The organism is Paenibacillus sophorae, from assembly GCF_018966525.1.
Taxonomy (GTDB): Bacteria; Bacillota; Bacilli; order Paenibacillales; family Paenibacillaceae; genus Paenibacillus_AQ; species Paenibacillus_AQ sophorae.
Window position 1 is genome coordinate 3,362,307 of the sequence record NZ_CP076607.1, and the last position, 16,392, is coordinate 3,378,698.

Below are 16,392 nucleotides of genomic sequence, written 5' to 3' on the forward strand. Positions count from 1 at the left end.
TGCAGGATCGGACAGCCGCTTCTTCTTGGAAAGGAGCCTAGGTTGATGCAGAATAAAGTTGGAGAAATAAGCCAGGCAATTCCGAGCATCGCTCCTGGTACCCGGTGTGAACGCGTGGACCGGATTTTTAAAGAAAATCCAGCACTTCATGGGGTGGCAGTAACGGAGGATGATTATCCAATCGCTCTGATTATGAGGGTGAGATTTTACCAGAGAATCGGGACTTTATACGGCTACACAGTGTATATGGAAAGACCTGTACAGCTCATAATGGACCCTGATCCTCTGGTGGTTGATTATGATTGCCCCATAACTGAAGTCAGCAAGCTTGCGATGGGACGTGACAAAGAGAAGCTGTACGACGATGTGGTGGTCACATGCGGCGGTCAGCTGTACGGCGCGGTCAGCGTCAGGGACTTGCTGCTTCATTTTGCCGAAATTCAAGCCGAGACAGCGAGTTTCATGAATCCACTGACCGGACTTCCAGGAAATGTGAGCATAAGCGAGTGGTTGAGGGGATCGTTGGCACAGGAGCACTACAGCGTGCTTTATTTTGACCTCGACAATTTCAAGGCTTATAACGATACTTATGGCTTCAAGGAAGGGGACCGGCTGCTTCAGTGGACGGCGGATCTTATAAAAAACGGCATGACTCCCGCAGGAGGACTTGTCGGACATATTGGAGGGGACGATTTTATCGTCATTCTGGATCACCACCATTACAGCGAATGCTGCCGGTCGGTCTTGCGTGCGTTCGATGAGACGATTAGGGGCTTCTACTCCGAGGCGCATTTCATGAGACAGTCGGTCCTGACCGAGAACCGCTCGGGAAAATTGGAAGAAATCCCGCTTGTATCGCTATCGGTTGCCGTTGTAACTAACCGCTTTCGCAGTTTCGGTTCAATTGAAGAGATTTCTGCTGAAGCTGCAAGCCTGAAAAAAAGATGCAAGCTGCATAGGGGCAGCTGTCTGATCGACGACAGTCATTTGGAGCCCCGGGCTTATGTATAGCCCCTCCGGTTCAAACTTGTATATCCCGCTCCTGTGATGGTAAGATGTCATCAATACATGCGCGCCGAGTCTCTTTATGGTGGAGTGTGATAACTATGCGCGATAATAAGACCGGCAGCTGGGGCGTTCACGAGCCGTTCTATGTTATGCTGAATGAGTACAGAATTGCCGACCTTGTGATCACAGCCCATGCGAGAAGCCGGTATGAGGGCCGGGGCCAGAGCGACGGACAGCCCGGCAAAGATGCCGCTTACTGGCTGTGGCAGTGTCTCAAGCAAAAAAGGGTGCGGGCGCATTCTCCGGCGGAGCCGGAAATGTATGTGGTTGATAATGATCTTGTGATGGCGGCGCGCATTGTGGAAATTCCGGACGAGTCCGATCTTTACGGGAACCCGCTCTACAAGCTGATCGTCGTTTCGTTTCTGGGGAAAATGTCGGAAAATATAGATCTTAGGGATCTGAAGACTTATTATGCCCGGCAGCAAAGTTCACGGCGGACAACCCTCATGCAGAGCGGCCGGAAGAGACGGTAACAGGAAGTAAACCATATGGCGAAGAGGCATGCGGCTGGGCCGCATGTCTTTTTGAAATCGACGAGAGCTCGTGAACATAAGTCTTAACGATAATAGGAGTGTACGAGCATGAATTTTCACCAGCTGCACATTTTTTACACCGTATCTGAAAAAGGCAGTTTCTCCGCCGCGGCGCAGGCGCTGCATATGACGCAGCCGGCCGTGACGATGCAGGTTCAGGCGCTAGAGGATTATTTCGGGACGAAGCTGTTCAACCGTTCCACCAAAAAGATTATGCTCTCCGATGCGGGAAGGACGCTCCTGCCGTTTGCGCTGCGCAGCATTGAGCTGATGCGGCAGACCGATCAGGAGATGGCCGCCTATACTCATATGCTTGAAGGGCGGCTGCTGCTCGGATCAAGCCTGACGATCGGGGAATACGTGCTGCCCCGGCTGCTCGCGCCTTTTGGCAAGGCGTATCCGAACATTTCCGTCATGCTGAAGATCATGAATACGACGCAGATCATGGAGGAAATCACGAAGCACCAGCTTAATTTCGGACTGATTGAAGCGGAAGTGAAACACCCGGATATGGTGATCGAGCCGGTGATGGAGGATGAGCTGAAGCTGATTGTACCGGAAGGTCATGACCTTGCAGGCAGAAGCGAAGTGCAGCTCGAGGAGGCACTGCGGTTTCCATTCGTACTGCGCGAGCAGGGTTCCGGGACACGCCGCGTTATGGAAGAGCAGCTTTTGTCCAAGGGTATGGATCTGGGGGAATTGCAGGTTGTCATGGAGCTTGGCAGCACGGGGGCCGTCAAATCGGCGGTGGAAGCGGGACTGGGCATAACGATGCTGTCTCCCCAGGCGGTGCGGCATGAAGTCGCCTTGGGACTGCTGAGAATTGTGAATATAACGGACGCTTCGTTCAAGCGGCAGTTTTACGCGATTCATCTGAAATCGACGCTGCTGCCGATTCACGCGGTTACGTTCCTGACTTTTCTGCGGCAGCACGCGGAGGATTAAGAGGATTCAGCCGGAAAAATGGCAGTTGGGAGGAGCGGAATGGGAATTTTTTTGCAGGGAAAAAAGGTAATTCTGCGCGATATCACAGAGGACGATATTCCGAAGCTTTATTATCACTACTATGAATCGCCCGACCGGGAGCATTGGAACTGGAATGGTCCCTATCAGAAGCCGAAGCCGGCTACGCATGAACAATTCTTGGAGCAACACAGGGCGGATCTGGAGACGGCTTCGACCGATGAGACACGCTCCAGTTTGATCATCGAGATCGACGGAGAAATTAAGGGAAAGGTTGGCAGGTACTGGGTGTCCGAAGTTACGAATTGGTTTGAGATCGGGATTGTTATTTACGACTCAAGTTATTGGTCAGGCGGTTACGGTACCGAAGCTTTCCGAATGTGGATGGATTATTTATTTACACACCTGGACACCGTCCGCCTTGGCATCGGCACATGGTCCGGCAATGAACGGATGATGCGGCTTGCCGCCAGATGCGGAATGGTGGAGGAAGCCCGTGTCCGCAAGGCGCGGATTGTCCGCGGGCAACATTATGATGCAATCAAGATGGGGATTCTGCGCGAGGAATGGGAAGGAATGAAGAATTTCATATAAAAGGGGAGGGAGAAGGGAATGGAACAAGAATTTCGGGGTGAGAATGCCGAGCCTATCGGGCGCTGTGACCTGCATACGCATACCCTTGCGTCCGACGGCATGCAGCCTCCGGCTGAAAATGTGCGTCTGGCCAAGGAGAAGGGCCTGACTGCGGTCGCCGTTACGGATCATGATACCGTAGCAGGTATAGCCGAAGCGCTGGCGGCCGGGGAACAGTACGGCATTACGGTCGTTCCGGGGGTTGAAATCAGCACCCGCGCCGGCGGCAAAGACATCCATATTCTTGGATATTATGTTGATTTTCGGGATGAGCAGTTCCTGGGACGGCTGGCCGCACTGCAGGAGACTCGCGCTGCGCGGAACGAAGCCATCATCGAACGGCTGCGGGAACTGGGCATCGAAATTACGATGGAGGCGGTCATTAGCGGTATTGGCCGGGAACTGAAGCAAGACGAGAGCGTCGGCAGGCCGCATATCGCGGATGAACTGGTGCGGCTTGGAGCAGCAATCGACATGCGCGACGCATTCAATAAGTATCTGGCCGAGGGAGCCGCTGCCTTTGTCTCGCCGCCGCGCATCTCCCCCGGAGAAGCATGTGTCTGGATCGCCGAAGCGAAAGGGAAGGCGGTGCTCGCGCATCCCGGGCTGTACGGCGACGATGAATTGGTGCGCGGTATTCTTGAGGGCGGCGGATTCGCCGGTGTCGAGGCTTATCATTCCGATCACGGCACGGCCGAGGAGGAGCGCTACCTTGAAATGGCGCGGGATTACGGCCTTCTCGTTACGGGAGGTTCGGATTTTCACGGCGCTAGGGGCGGCGTGATTTTTCACGGCGATCTCGGCGGCGTAACGGTCGGAGCGGAAGTGCTGGAACGGCTGAAAGGTTAGAGAGACCTAACGCGAGCATTTGCTCCAACAAATAGATTACTCATCGGCCTAATTTTACGAAAAAAAGAAGCTTTCACTGAACGGCATGGGCATCCGGTGAAAGCTTCTTTATTATGTCCGCGAACGAACAACAGCTCATTTGGTTGTTCAATTGCGCGTGTTCCAGATTAGCATCAACTTTTAAGCGTACTGGGAAGGCGCTTGATCATTTCCTCATCCGGCGTTACGAACAGGGTCCGCTGATGGTCGTAAATGACAAAGCCGGGCTTTGAGCCGCTTGGCTTACGTACATGCCTAATCAGGGTGCAGTCAACAGGCACGCTGCTGGACTGCTTCGCTTGGCTGAAGTATGCGGCCAGCTGCGCGGCTTCATTAAGGGTGGCGTCTCCGAAAATCTCGCCGCGAATCACGACATGCGAGCCGGGAATATCCTTCGTATGAAGCCAAGTATCGTTGGAACCGGCAAGGCGGTTCGTCAGGTACTCATTCTGCAGGTTGTTCTTGCCCACGTAAATCTCCAGGCTTTCCGAGGAAGTAAACACCTGAAGTGTCGGGCGGGCAGGCTTCTTCTTCTTTTTGCCCTTTTTACTGCGGTCGCGGAGATACCCCCCGGCCACAAGTTCATCCCGAATTTCCTCGATGTCGTTCAGGGTGGCGTGATCCAGCTGCTGAAGCAGGCTCTCCATATAGCGGATTTCCTCATGCGTCTTTTCAAGCTGCTCTTCGATGACCGCCAGGCTGTTTTTGTACTTATTGTATTTTTTAAAATAGCGCTGAGCGTTGTCTGACGGCGTAAGCAGCGGATCAAGCGGGATAACGACCTCCGCCTGTTCCTCATCGTAATAATTGACTAAACGAGCCTCTATATCGCCCTTGGACAGCGTGTGGAGCGACGCGAACAGCAGCTCGCCGCGGACCCGGTACTGCTCGGCGTCGCCCGCTTCCTCAAGGTCCGCTTTAAGATTGGCCAGCTTCTTGATATTTTTGCTCCGCTCGTTCGTCAGGAAGCGGATCAAGTCGCTTACTTTCTGCTTGACCGTATCACGCTCCCCTTTATCGCCGAAATAGTCCTCCATACAGCGGCTGATGGTGTCATAATGTTTCGTCTTGCCCTCCAGCAGCTTAAGCGGGACCGCCGAGAAGACGAGTTTCCCCTTGGCATTCGTGCCGGTTACCGGATCGAACCGCTTCTCTCTGACCGGCTCCATGAGGGATTCGAAGGCGTCCGCCAGCTTGCCGCTTGGGTTAGCGTCCGCCGAAGTTATGCCGGATTCACCGGCGCTTTGTCCTTCCTTAGCGCGCAGAGCGATTTCCTGCGCAATCAGCGGACTGATGCCGCTGAAAGTATCAACGATCCAGCCGGCGGGATCTTGGGAGGGCAGCTTGCGGATGACTTTTTTCGATTGCTCCGCTTCAGTTTCCGAATCCGCCTCTTGATCTTGCTCTACCGTTCCGGTCTCGGCATCGTCGTACAACTCCAAAAATCCGTTCCGCGAAATGTTCAGCGGATTATGCTTGTTCTGCTCCGGCGGCTGCGTATACGCAAAGCCGGGCATAACGATCCGGTAGCTGCTGATTGCGGGCGTAACATGATGAATGCCGTCGATAATCGTACCGGCCTGGGCGTCCGTTAGGATGATATTGCTGTGACGTCCCATCAGCTCGATAATAAGCTTTTTGGAGGACACGTCTCCAAGCTCATCCCTTTGCCGGATATCGAAGTGAATGATCCGTTCCATCCCCACTTGGGTAATGGACTCGATTACGCCCCCCTCGCAGTGCTTGCGCATCAGCATGCAGAACATCGGAGCCTCCGGCGGATTCAGGGTGCTTCTTTCCGTAAAATGCAGGCGCGGATAAGTCGGATTGGCTGATAAGAGCAGCTTGCCGCCTCCGCCCGCGCCTCTGAGTGTAAATACAAGATCGTGATCGCCGGGCTGATATATTTTACTGATCCGCTGGCCAATGCAAACTTGAAGCTCAGCCACAATGGCGCGGGTTACAATTCCGTCTAGTGCCATGATTCAAATTCTCCTGTCGCTGGTAAAATTTCTTTCCTCTCTATGATGCCATACTTTTGCCGCCTTGCGCAAAACGAACAGGATAAGCCCGGGTGATAATTCGGGACGACCCCGAATACATTGGTCATGAACGGGTGGAAAAGCACTAACGCCGCCGGAAGTCAAGAAACGACCGGGAGGGGAATGGAGAGTCATGGAACAAAAAAGTTGGCACCGGCTCAGCAGCGAGGAACTGCAAAAGACATTCGCGGTTTCGCCGCAGCGGGGCCTTGACGATGAGGAGGCTGAAGCAAGACGCAAGGAGAAGGGGCTAAACGAGCTGTCGGAGGGAGAAAAAATATCCCCGCTGACGCTGCTGCTCAATCAGTTCAAGGATTTCATGGTCCTGGTGCTTATGGGGGCGACGCTTGTATCGGGGCTGCTGGGCGAATATCTGGATGCGATCACGATTGTCGCTATCATAGCCCTAAACGGGGTACTCGGGTTTGTTCAGGAGTTTCGCGCAGAGCGCTCGCTGCGGGCGCTCAAGCAGCTGTCCGCGCCTTCGGCAAAAGTGCTGCGTGACGGGACCGTGCAGCACATCCCGGCGAAGCTGCTTGTTCCCGGCGACATCGTGCTGCTTGAAAGCGGCGACCGGGTCCCCGCCGATTTGCGCTGGCTTAAATGCAGCGCGCTGTACTGCGAGGAATCGGCATTGACTGGGGAATCGCTGCCGGTCTCCAAACACTCGGAGCCGATACACGCCGAGGAAGTTCCGCTTGGCGATCAGAAGAACATCGGCTTCATGGGCACAATGGTAACCCGGGGAACGGGCAAAGCGATTGTGGTCCGTACCGGGATGGATACGGAAATGGGCAAAATCGCGGGCCTGATCCAGAGCACCGACACTCAGGAAACACCCCTGCAGCGCCGGCTGGAGCAGCTTGGTAAAATTCTGATCTACGTCTCGCTCGCTCTGACCGTAGTAGTGGTGCTTGCCGGGATTTTACATGGCCAGCCTGCGGTGTCGATGTTTCTGGCAGGGGTCAGCCTTGCGGTCGCTGCGATACCCGAAGGACTGCCCGCGATCGTTACGATCGCGCTTGCTCTCGGTGTGCAGCGGATGATCAAGCGCAAGGCGATTGTGCGCAAGCTCCCCTCGGTAGAGACACTGGGCTGCGCGTCCGTTATCTGTTCCGACAAGACCGGAACGCTGACGCAGAATAAGATGACGGTAACCCGCGTGTGGAGCGGAGGGCGCAGTCTTGAAGTGACTGGCGAAGGATATGCGCCGATTGGGGCAATTCTCGACAAGGGAAAGCCTGCGGATTTGAAACATGATCAGAGCCTGAGAAGATTGCTCCAAATTGGCGCGTTATGCAACAACGCGGAGATCTACGAGACGGCTTCTGCTGAAACGAAGACCAAGCGTAGAGATAAAGGCAAGGGGAAGGGCGGCGAAGGAGAGACGGCATCTTCCACAGCCAAGGTCTGGGCGCTCAAAGGCGACCCGACAGAGGGGGCGCTTGTGGCGCTGTCCGCGAAGATGGGGCTGACCGCCTCGGCGCTGGGCGCAACCTTCTCCAGAGACAAGGAGTTTCCGTTCGATTCCGAACGGAAGCTGATGTCGGTGACCGTGACCCATCCCGGCGGCCGCATGGTGTGCACGAAGGGCGCGCCCGATGTGCTGCTGAGCCGCTGTTCGTATATGCTGTGGGAAGGCCAGGTTGTGCCCTGCACGCCAACGCTCCGGCAAAAAGCGCTGGACGCGAACGAAGCGATGGCTTCGGACGCCCTCCGCGTGCTCGGTCTGGCTTACCGGGAGCTGCGGCCTAATGAGCAAGCTAATTCAGAGAAGGATGCCGAAAGCCAGCTGGTCTTCGCCGGGCTCGCCGGTATGATCGATCCGCCGCGCCGGGAGGTGCGGGATGCGATCAGCGTCACCCGGCGGGCGGGCATCAAGACGGTGATGATCACCGGCGATCACGGCACCACAGCCGAGGCGATTGCGGGTCAGCTCGGCATCCTCCAGCGCGGCGGCAAGGTGCTGACAGGCAGCCAGCTGTCGCGGATGGACGATGATGCGCTCGACAAATTGTCGGACAGTGTGAGCGTCTATGCCCGCGTTTCGCCCGAGCACAAGCTGCGCATCGTGAAGTCGCTGCAGCGTCACGGCCATGTTGTGGCCATGACGGGCGACGGAGTCAACGATGCCCCGGCCATCAAGGCGGCGGACATTGGCATAGCTATGGGCATTACAGGAACGGATGTAAGCAAGGAAGCTTCCGCGCTCATTTTAGGAGACGATAATTTCTCGACAATTGTGGCAGCAATTGAGGAAGGCCGGAGCATTTATGAGAATATCCGCAAATTCATCCGGTATTTGCTCGCTTCGAATGTCGGCGAGATTCTGACCATGTTCTTTGCAATGATGCTCGGTCTGCCGCTGCCGCTTGTGCCGATCCAGATATTATGGGTCAATCTCGTCACGGACGGTCTGCCCGCCATGGCGCTGGGCGTAGACCAGCCCGAGAAGGACTTGATGGAACACAAGCCGCGCGGCGCCAAAGAAAATATCTTCGCCCGCCGGCTCGGCTGGAAGATTATCAGCCGCGGCATTCTGATAGGGCTGTGCACGCTAGCCGCCTTCTGGCTGACGCTTCGTATTGCCCCGGAAGATCCGGTCCAACTGGTGAGAGCACAGTCGGTAGCGTTCGCCACTCTCGTTATGGCCCAGCTGTTCCATGTATTCGACTGCCGGAGCTCGCGCTCCGTGTTCCACCGAAACCCGTTCACGAATAAATATCTTGTGCTTGCGGTGCTCTCGTCCGTGCTGCTGATGCTGGCGGTTATGTACATTCCGGTGATGCAGCCGATCTTCAAGACGATACCGCTTGGCTTCCGGGACTGGTCGCTGTGTTTGGTAGCAGCTGGGATTCCCACCTTCCTAATGGGCGCAGGCAGTGTCTGGAGCGGGAAGCGGAACCGGAAGCGCAGCCGCAGCGGCGGCAGCGGCGGCGGACAGACCATGCTGAAAAGTACAAAAATTTCGGCATAAAATTAATAGCTTTGTCTTCTTCCTTGCGGTATGCTTGTTGCAATTAATCGAAGGAGTGGACGAAGCATGGAATTTACCAAAATGCACGGACTCGGCAACGACTTCATTGTCGTATTCGGCGAGAAGTCGCTGCCAGCCAACGCGCCTGATTTGGCCGTTAAATTATGCAATCGGTTCTTCGGCATTGGAGCAGACGGACTCGTATATATTCTGCCTTCGGAACGAGGGGACTACATGATGCGGATTATCAATTCCGACGGCTCTGAAGCGGAGCAGTGCGGCAATGCCATCCGCTGTGTGGCGAAATATGTGTACGACCACGGGCATGTAAAGTCGGAGCAAATCGTCATTGAAACGATAGGCGCGGGCGAACAGAAAGTAAAGCTGCAGGTGAAGAACGGAGAAGTTGAGACGGTAACGGTCGATATGGGCGAGCCCGTACTGGCGGGCCCCAAAATCCCCGTAGACATTGACGCCGAGCCGGTGCTGGGCCGGCCGATCGAGACGGATGGACAGGAATTCACCTTTACTGCTGTGTCGATGGGTAATCCGCACTGCGTTATCTACGTTGAAGACGCTGTTACCTTCGATTTGGCTACCTGGGGGCCAAAGCTGGAGGTTCATCCTCTGTTCCCCCGCAAGGTAAACGTCGAATTCGCCACTGTGAAAAACCGCGGATGGATCGACATGCGTGTATGGGAACGGGGAGCCGGCCCTACGCTTGCCTGCGGAACGGGCGCCTGCGCCACACTCGTATCTTCCGTGCTTAATGGAGTGAGCGACCGGGCGGCCTGGGTAAGCCTGAAGGGCGGAGACCTGTACATTGAATGGAACGAAGAAGACAATCATGTATATATGACAGGACCGGCCGAAGCAGTATTTAAAGGGTCCGTATCCATATAAGCTATACTCCGCCAAGCCACAAAAGTTATTATATAAGGTCAACCAGAGATTGCTGGTTGGCCTTTTTCCTTTTTTAATAACGCCTGTTTCACTAATGCATATACCTTGGGTCCAGGTGAATAACATACGCGGAAGTCGTAAATAATGGAAAGATGAAGTCGGAATTGGGGCGAGGGCGGAATGAAAAAAAACAGATCACTTATTCAGGACCGCGATGCGAGGGCTTCTGGCGATACAGCATCTGGAGCCGATAACCTTAATATTTCGAATAATCTTGAGCAGACGCTCGACAACGTCACGCGTGAGCTCGGTTTCAGTCCCGATCTGAAAATCCGGAAGTTTCAGATCGGTTCGGCTGAACCGGTCTGGGTGGCCGCCGTTTTTATGGATGGATTGATCAACACCGTAGCCGTTGATGAATTCGTGATGGGAGCATTGTTCGATAATTCCGCCGATGCTGCGGAAGGAATGCCGCGGGAGCCGCAGGAAAGGTTTCAGTTTATTCTGGACAGGGCGCTGGAGCTAGGCGAAACCGCAGTCAAAGATGATTGGAACGACATGATGCTCTCCCTTCTGTCGGGCAACACCATCATTTTGGTGGACGGTTGCAGCAAGGCCATCGTGGGAGGAACGAAAGGGGGGGAATGGCGGACCGTTGCAGAGCCTTCCTCCCAAATTGTGATACGGGGACCTAAAGACTCCTTTGTCGAGTCGCTAATTACGAATATTGCGCTGATCCGCAGACGGATCAAATCGCCGAAACTTTGGATTGAATTTATGAAAATCGGCTCAGTGACGAATACGGACGTTGCCCTTTTGTATATGAAAGGCAGGGCGGATGACAAAGTCGTTGACCAGGTAAGAATGCGCCTGAAAAAAATCGACATTGAAGCGGTTCTGGAATCCAGCTATATTGAGCAGCTCATACAGGATAAAGTGTTTACCCCATTCCCCACGGTCTATAATACGGAGCGCCCGGATGTGTCGGCGGCCAATTTGCTGGAGGGTAGAGTCGTTCTGATTGTTGACGGTACGCCTTTTGTGCTTGTTGTACCTACGGTTTTAGCCCAATTTCTGCAATCGACCGATGATTATACTCAGAGATTTGACAGTGCCACACTCATGCGATTGGTGCGTTATATGAGCTTGATCATTCTGCTTCTGGGCCCCTCGGTTTATATTGCACTTACCACCTTCCATTACGAAATGGTACCGACGCCCATGCTGATCAGCCTGCTGGCCCAGCGGGAGAACGTTCCTTTTCCGGCTGCGATCGAAGCGATGATCATGGAGGCCGCGTTTGAAATCCTGAGGGAGGCCGGCATCCGGATGCCGAGAGCGGTAGGACAGACCGTATCGATTGTCGGCGCCTTGATTCTAGGCACGGCCGTAGTGGAAGCGGGTATTATTACGCCGGTCATGGTTATTGTGGTTGCCCTTACCGGTATTGCAAGCTTTGCCATTCCCTCTTACAACCTCGCGGTCGCGGGCCGAATTATCCGTTTTGGATTTATGGTGGCCGCGTCCATGTTTGGATTCTATGGGATTACTCTGGGACTGATTGTATTGATTGCCCATATAAACAGCCTGCAATCATTCGGTACTCCCTATCTAGCCCCGCTCAGCCCGTTTTCCATAAGAGGGCAAAAGGATACGGTTATTAGAGTGCCTATGTTTCTGGTCAGTCTCAGGCCCAATAAGCTTGGATACATGAAAGACGACAAGTCAGGTAAGCGCAAGGGGACAGCCGGTACAGGGAAGGATGGGCAGAGTGGTGCTTAAATTTTGGAAGCTGCTTGTGGTGTCGGGGCTTCTTCTTTTTGAGGCCGGTTGTTGGGACAGCGTTGAACTGAACAAAAGAGCGATTGTTTCAGGCGTATCTATCGATAAGGGGCTGACGGAGGACAAAAAATACAGCGTGTCCTTCCAAGTCATCGTGGCGGATGAAATAACCGGGAAAAACAGCAGGGGGAACGCCCCTGTCGCTTTATATAAAGGAAGCGGCCGGTCCATTTATGAGGCCCTCGGCAACGCTTCCCGTCAATCCGCGAGAATTCTCTCTCTGGGCCATTCGAAGGTGATCATCATATCCGAAGACCTCGCTCGTGAAGGGATCCGGGATCTCATGGATATTTTTGAACGGGAATCCGAGATGCGGCTCAGCACCCTGGTCTTTGTGTCCAGAGGACAGCGGGCGGAAGACATTCTTTCCGTGATGACGATATTCGGCAAAATCCCTGCCAACGACCTTGTACAAAAGCTGGAAACGGGAAACCGCTCCTTCGGTTACAATTTCCGGATTGAGGTGGATGATGTGATCCGCGGGATTTTGGCTAAAGAGGCAGGGGCGATTATTAACGGCGTGATTGTCAAGGGCGATCCGGAAGCGGGGGAAACGAAGGCAAATTTGGAGGGCATAAAGCCAAAGGCTATCTTGAAAAACGCCGGTCTTGCCGTATTCAAGCAGGATAAGCTGGAGGCATTTCAAGATGGCCCTGAGGGAATGGGCCTGAGCCTAATCCATAACAAGCAGAAAGAATATCCGTTATTCCTTGAGCTTGGGAAAAATGAATCCGCCACCTTCGGTATGTTCAAAGTGCATACCTCTGTCAGGGCCAATGCGAAAGATCCGGAGCATCCGGTTATCTACATCAGCACCCAACAGCAAGCCACCTTGAAGGAATACAACGGTTCTCTGGATATTTCCAAGTCTTCTGTACTAAGAAACTGGGAAAAGCTTCTGAGTGAAGAAACAAAGAAGGAAATCGATGCCGCCGTCAAAGAGGCCATGCGTCTTAACAGCGATTATATCCGGTTCAATGAGTCCGTGAACCGGGTTAATCCGAAAGGCTGGAAACGGGTGAAGGATCGCTGGGAGTCCATCTTTCCCCGCTGCGAAGTGCACATTAAGGTGAACACCCTTATCCGTCATACCGAGATGAGGACCCGTTCCTTGCGATCGTCGGAAGAGGGAGAGGAATAGGAATGGAGGGATTTCATGCGGGAGATCAGAATAGGATCACTACATTTTTTTTCCCTGGTTCTTATGTTTGAGCTGGGGACGGCTCTTGTCGTCAATGTTGGAATGGAAGCCGGCAGAGACGCCTGGATAGCCATCTTCCTGGGCTGTTTGGTGGGTATACTTATCTATACCGGTTACAATTATCTATTCAAGTTGTATCCCGATCTGCCATTATCCGGCTATGCGCGGGCGATTCTCGGCAAACCGCTTGGGTCGGTCGTGGTCATTCTTTATGCGGTTATCTTCTTGAATGGAGCCGGTCGTGATATGCGGGATGGAAGTGCTCTGCTGGTTATGGCCGCCCTGAACCGAACGCCGATCATGATCGTTGCCGCGATGATGATTTTATCTTGCGGATACGTGTTGCATAAAGGATTGGAGGTGCTGGCCCGGACCTCGTTTATTATTATGATCGGTGTGCTGATGATCAGCGGGATTATTACGCTGCTAATGCTTTTTTCGGGGGAAATGGAATGGTCGCGCCTGCAGCCGATGCTGGGGGATGGAATCAAACCGGTGGCCCTTTCGGTGATCCGTTCAAATTATATGTTTCCGTTCGGCGAAGTCTTCTGTTTCACGATGCTGATGCCTTATGTCGGCGACAAAAAAAGAGCGGTTTGGGTTGTGCCTTCCGCAATCCTGGCAGCCGGATTGATTATCAGCTACACGGCGCTCCTCAATATTACGGTGCTGGGCAGCGACATGGTGGAGCGTTCTCCGTTTCCTCTGCTATCTACCGTGAGTAAAGCGGCGTTGTCCGATTTTATTCAGCGATTGGACGTTTTGGTGGTAATGCTGCTGATTATCGGTGTTTTTTTCAAAGTAGCCGTTTACTACGGTGCGGCGGTGATCGCCATCTCGGATCTGTTCAATCTTCCATACCGGATGTTGATTATTCCCTCAGCGATTATCATTTTATTATCCGGTATGCTGGATTCGCGAAGTTTTGTTGAGCATCTGGAGGAAGGCGGGGAGATGCTTACCTTCGTATATCCCGTCTTTACTATTGTCATTCCGGCCGTCCTGATTATTGTCGCCGCCTTCAGGAATTATCGTTCGAGTTCCCGACCGGGCTGATTCCCGGTAATCCAATGGATAAGATCCGGGATAAGGAAACTTGCGGCCAGGGTAATCATCAGTATTTTTTCGGCTTGAGTAGTAATAGTGAAAGGGAACAGGGTGTTAATATTGGTAATACCGTACCCGAACATCCAGTCCACAAAATACAACAGAAGAATGGTAAGGGTGCCAGACAGGACCACAGCGGCGTATTTTTTCAGCAGCATCTTTCTTATTCGTTTCTTCACGGGTTTCAGCTCCTTTGCCTTATACAATAGTATGGGTCGGGAAGCCTTTCGTCATGCGCTTTGTGTCAAATCTTGCAGATGCTTTTGGACGGACAGCTTATCTTTCCTCACGATTTATGTTACATTAGTATGAAACTAATGTCAGGGAGGGGCTGCTCTGTGAAGCTGGATTTGCGGTCTGCCTGGGCCGCCAAAGTGCTGGTCGGCGACGGGGCAATGGGAACCTTTTTGTATCAGAAAGGATTTCCCGTCGGCATATCATATGAAGAATTGAATCTGACCTCGCCTGAGGTTATAGAAGAAGTGCATCGAAGCTATATTGAGGCGGGTGCGGAACTGCTGGAGAGCAATACGTATTCGGCCAACTACGATAAACTGTCAAAGTTCGGTCTGGAGTCCAAGGTGAAGGAGATTAACCGGGCCGGGATTAGAATCGCCAGAAAAGCTGCCGGCAGCACTGGGTATGTCGTGGGTGCCGTTGGGTCGATCCGTGCTGGCAAGCGAGCCAGTCTGTCCGCTTCCGAATTGAAGAAATACTTCGGCCAGCAGATCGGCGCGATGCTCGAAGAAGATGTGGACGGCATTCTGCTGGAAACGTTCTACGACTTGGAGGAACTCCATCTTGCGCTTAGAACCGCGCGCAAGCTAAGCAATCTCCCCGTCATCTGCCAGTTCGCTGTTGATGAAACCGCAATGACGATGGACGGGCTGACGCTTCCGGAGGCATTCCGTGTTCTGGAAGAGGACGGCGCGGATGTTATCGGCTTTAACTGCCGCACCGGTCCGATAGGCATCAAAAGAGCGCTGGGCACCCTCCAGGGCAAGTTGACGCTGCCGGTGTCGGTATATCCGAACGCGGGATTGGCCGACTATGTGGACGGCCACTACAAATACGGCGCATCGCCTGAATATTTCGGCGAGATGGCGAGTGCATTCGCCGACATGGGCTGCCGGATCATAGGCGGCTGCTGCGGAACGACGCCGCAGCATATCGCCGAAATTTCGGCGGCGCTTACAGGCTATGAACCGCTCCCTCTGCCGGAGGCGGTCCAGCGGGAGAAGACAAGCGTCCGAATACAGGAGAGCCTTGCGGATGATTCCTTCGCGGACGGAGGAGAACCAACCCTTATCGATCTCGTGAAGGAACGGCATACGGTGATCGTGGAACTGGACCCGCCGCGGGATCTCGATATATCGAAATTCATGAAGGGAGCGGAAGCGCTTCGCAGGGCAGGCGCAGATGCGCTGACCCTCGCGGACAATTCGCTGGCTGTCAGCCGCATGTGCAATATGGCGCTCGGTTCGCTGGTTCAGCAAAAGACGGGTTTGCGTCCGTTGGTGCACATTGCCTGCCGGGACCGCAATCTGATCGGCACCCAATCGCATTTGATGGGCCTCGATGCGCTTCGCATCGACCATGTGCTTGCCGTTACGGGCGATCCGGCGCGGTTTGGAGATCTTCCGGGTTCCAGTTCGGTATACGATTTGACGTCATTCGAGATCATCCGGATGATCAAGCAGCTCAATGACGGTATCGCTTTCTCGGGCAAGGCGCTCAAGCAGAAAGCCAAGTTCGTCATCGGGGCGGCGTTTAACCCTAACGTGAAGCATTTGGGGAAGGCGGTCGAGCGTCTGGAGAAGAAGATCGCATTCGGAGCCGACTATATCATGACCCAGCCGGTATACGACAAGGAATTGATTCATACCATCGCTGATAGCACGGCTCACCTGAACATCCCTATATTCATCGGCATCATGCCGCTGGCCAGCGGACGTAACGCCGAGTATCTTCATAACGAGGTGCCCGGCATTCAACTGTCCGAAGAGGTGCGCAGCCGGATGAAAGGGCTGGAGGGTGAAGCGGGACGGGCCGAAGGGGTAGCGATCGCCAAGGAACTGCTTGACGCGGCAACGGAACGCTTTAACGGGATCTATTTGATGACTCCATTCATGTTCTATGAGATGAGCGTTCAGCTCATGGAGCATGTATGGGCGAAGTCGGGTCGCCAATTATCCCCCTTGTTTCGCTAGAAAGAATCATTTACAATAGTGT

General features: G+C 53.8%; 13 protein-coding genes. 11 read left to right on the forward strand and 2 right to left on the reverse strand.

Annotation, left to right across the window (positions count from 1 at the left end; all coding sequences use genetic code 11):
- Positions 1 to 45: 45 nt before the first annotated feature.
- From KP014_RS15870 to KP014_RS15890, 5 genes are all read left to right on the forward strand, one after another.
- Complete coding sequence (locus KP014_RS15870; protein ID WP_036588789.1) at positions 46 to 1,011, forward strand: GGDEF domain-containing protein; 966 nt, start codon at positions 46 to 48, stop codon at positions 1,009 to 1,011.
- 95 nt (positions 1,012 to 1,106) lie between these two features.
- Positions 1,107 to 1,544: a hypothetical protein gene (locus tag KP014_RS15875; protein WP_036588790.1), complete on the forward strand. Its 438-nt coding sequence runs from the start codon at positions 1,107 to 1,109 to the stop codon at positions 1,542 to 1,544.
- A 108-nt stretch (positions 1,545 to 1,652) separates the two neighbouring features.
- Positions 1,653 to 2,549, forward strand: coding sequence for a selenium metabolism-associated LysR family transcriptional regulator (locus KP014_RS15880; RefSeq protein ID WP_036588792.1), 897 nt, complete (start codon positions 1,653 to 1,655; stop codon positions 2,547 to 2,549).
- A 39-nt stretch (positions 2,550 to 2,588) separates the two neighbouring features.
- On the forward strand, positions 2,589 to 3,161 hold the full coding sequence (locus tag KP014_RS15885) for a GNAT family N-acetyltransferase (protein ID WP_036588795.1): 573 nt from the start codon (positions 2,589 to 2,591) through the stop codon (positions 3,159 to 3,161).
- Between the two features lie 18 nt (positions 3,162 to 3,179).
- Positions 3,180 to 4,049, forward strand: a complete 870-nt coding sequence (locus KP014_RS15890; protein ID WP_051499356.1) for a PHP domain-containing protein — start codon at positions 3,180 to 3,182, stop codon at positions 4,047 to 4,049.
- Between the two features lie 173 nt (positions 4,050 to 4,222).
- Here the strand turns inward: KP014_RS15890 and KP014_RS15895 are convergent, their stop codons facing one another.
- Complete coding sequence (locus KP014_RS15895) at positions 4,223 to 6,070, reverse strand: Rqc2 family fibronectin-binding protein (RefSeq protein ID WP_036588797.1); 1,848 nt, start codon at positions 6,068 to 6,070, stop codon at positions 4,223 to 4,225.
- A 193-nt stretch (positions 6,071 to 6,263) separates the two neighbouring features.
- On the opposite strand from KP014_RS15895, the gene KP014_RS15900 reads away from it, so the two are divergent.
- The 5 genes from KP014_RS15900 (at position 6,264) to KP014_RS15920 (ending at position 14,109) form a co-directional block, all read left to right on the forward strand.
- Positions 6,264 to 9,107 (forward strand): calcium-translocating P-type ATPase, SERCA-type, encoded by a 2,844-nt coding sequence (locus KP014_RS15900; RefSeq protein ID WP_090833916.1) that lies wholly within the window; start codon positions 6,264 to 6,266, stop codon positions 9,105 to 9,107.
- Positions 9,108 to 9,173: 66 nt separating this feature from the next.
- Entirely contained in the window at positions 9,174 to 10,010 is an 837-nt protein-coding gene (gene dapF, locus KP014_RS15905) for a diaminopimelate epimerase (protein ID WP_036598490.1), read from the forward strand.
- 180 nt (positions 10,011 to 10,190) lie between these two features.
- Positions 10,191 to 11,792, forward strand: coding sequence for a spore germination protein (locus tag KP014_RS15910; RefSeq protein ID WP_036598492.1), 1,602 nt, complete (start codon positions 10,191 to 10,193; stop codon positions 11,790 to 11,792).
- Positions 11,785 to 12,993, forward strand: coding sequence for a Ger(x)C family spore germination protein (locus KP014_RS15915; protein ID WP_036598505.1), 1,209 nt, complete (start codon positions 11,785 to 11,787; stop codon positions 12,991 to 12,993). The genes KP014_RS15910 and KP014_RS15915 overlap by 8 nt, the downstream gene beginning before the upstream one ends.
- Positions 12,994 to 13,008: 15 nt before the next feature.
- Positions 13,009 to 14,109: a GerAB/ArcD/ProY family transporter gene (locus KP014_RS15920; RefSeq protein WP_051500328.1), complete on the forward strand. Its 1,101-nt coding sequence runs from the start codon at positions 13,009 to 13,011 to the stop codon at positions 14,107 to 14,109.
- Here the strand turns inward: KP014_RS15920 and KP014_RS15925 are convergent.
- Positions 14,082 to 14,339: a YczF family membrane protein gene (locus KP014_RS15925; RefSeq protein WP_036598493.1), complete on the reverse strand. Its 258-nt coding sequence runs from the start codon at positions 14,337 to 14,339 to the stop codon at positions 14,082 to 14,084. The genes KP014_RS15920 and KP014_RS15925 overlap by 28 nt on opposite strands.
- A gap of 159 nt (positions 14,340 to 14,498) precedes the next feature.
- Between KP014_RS15925 and KP014_RS15930 the strand changes: the two genes are divergently transcribed.
- Positions 14,499 to 16,370, forward strand: a complete 1,872-nt coding sequence (locus KP014_RS15930; protein ID WP_036598495.1) for a bifunctional homocysteine S-methyltransferase/methylenetetrahydrofolate reductase — start codon at positions 14,499 to 14,501, stop codon at positions 16,368 to 16,370.
- Positions 16,371 to 16,392: the final 22 nt, after the last annotated feature.

Excerpts from the sequence above, each read along its gene's own strand:
- KP014_RS15890 (WP_051499356.1), top strand. The coding sequence starts at position 3,180 with ATGGAACAAGAATTTCGGGGTGAGAATGCCGAGCCTATCGGGCGCTGT.
- KP014_RS15895 (WP_036588797.1), bottom strand. The coding sequence starts at position 6,070 with ATGGCACTAGACGGAATTGTAACCCGCGCCATTGTGGCTGAGCTTCAA.
- KP014_RS15885 (WP_036588795.1), top strand. The coding sequence starts at position 2,589 with ATGGGAATTTTTTTGCAGGGAAAAAAGGTAATTCTGCGCGATATCACA.
- KP014_RS15910 (WP_036598492.1), top strand. The coding sequence starts at position 10,191 with ATGAAAAAAAACAGATCACTTATTCAGGACCGCGATGCGAGGGCTTCT.
- KP014_RS15900 (WP_090833916.1), top strand. The coding sequence starts at position 6,264 with ATGGAACAAAAAAGTTGGCACCGGCTCAGCAGCGAGGAACTGCAAAAG.
- dapF (WP_036598490.1), top strand. The coding sequence starts at position 9,174 with ATGGAATTTACCAAAATGCACGGACTCGGCAACGACTTCATTGTCGTA.
- KP014_RS15880 (WP_036588792.1), top strand. The coding sequence starts at position 1,653 with ATGAATTTTCACCAGCTGCACATTTTTTACACCGTATCTGAAAAAGGC.
- KP014_RS15870 (WP_036588789.1), top strand. The coding sequence starts at position 46 with ATGCAGAATAAAGTTGGAGAAATAAGCCAGGCAATTCCGAGCATCGCT.
- KP014_RS15875 (WP_036588790.1), top strand. The coding sequence starts at position 1,107 with ATGCGCGATAATAAGACCGGCAGCTGGGGCGTTCACGAGCCGTTCTAT.
- KP014_RS15920 (WP_051500328.1), top strand. The coding sequence starts at position 13,009 with ATGCGGGAGATCAGAATAGGATCACTACATTTTTTTTCCCTGGTTCTT.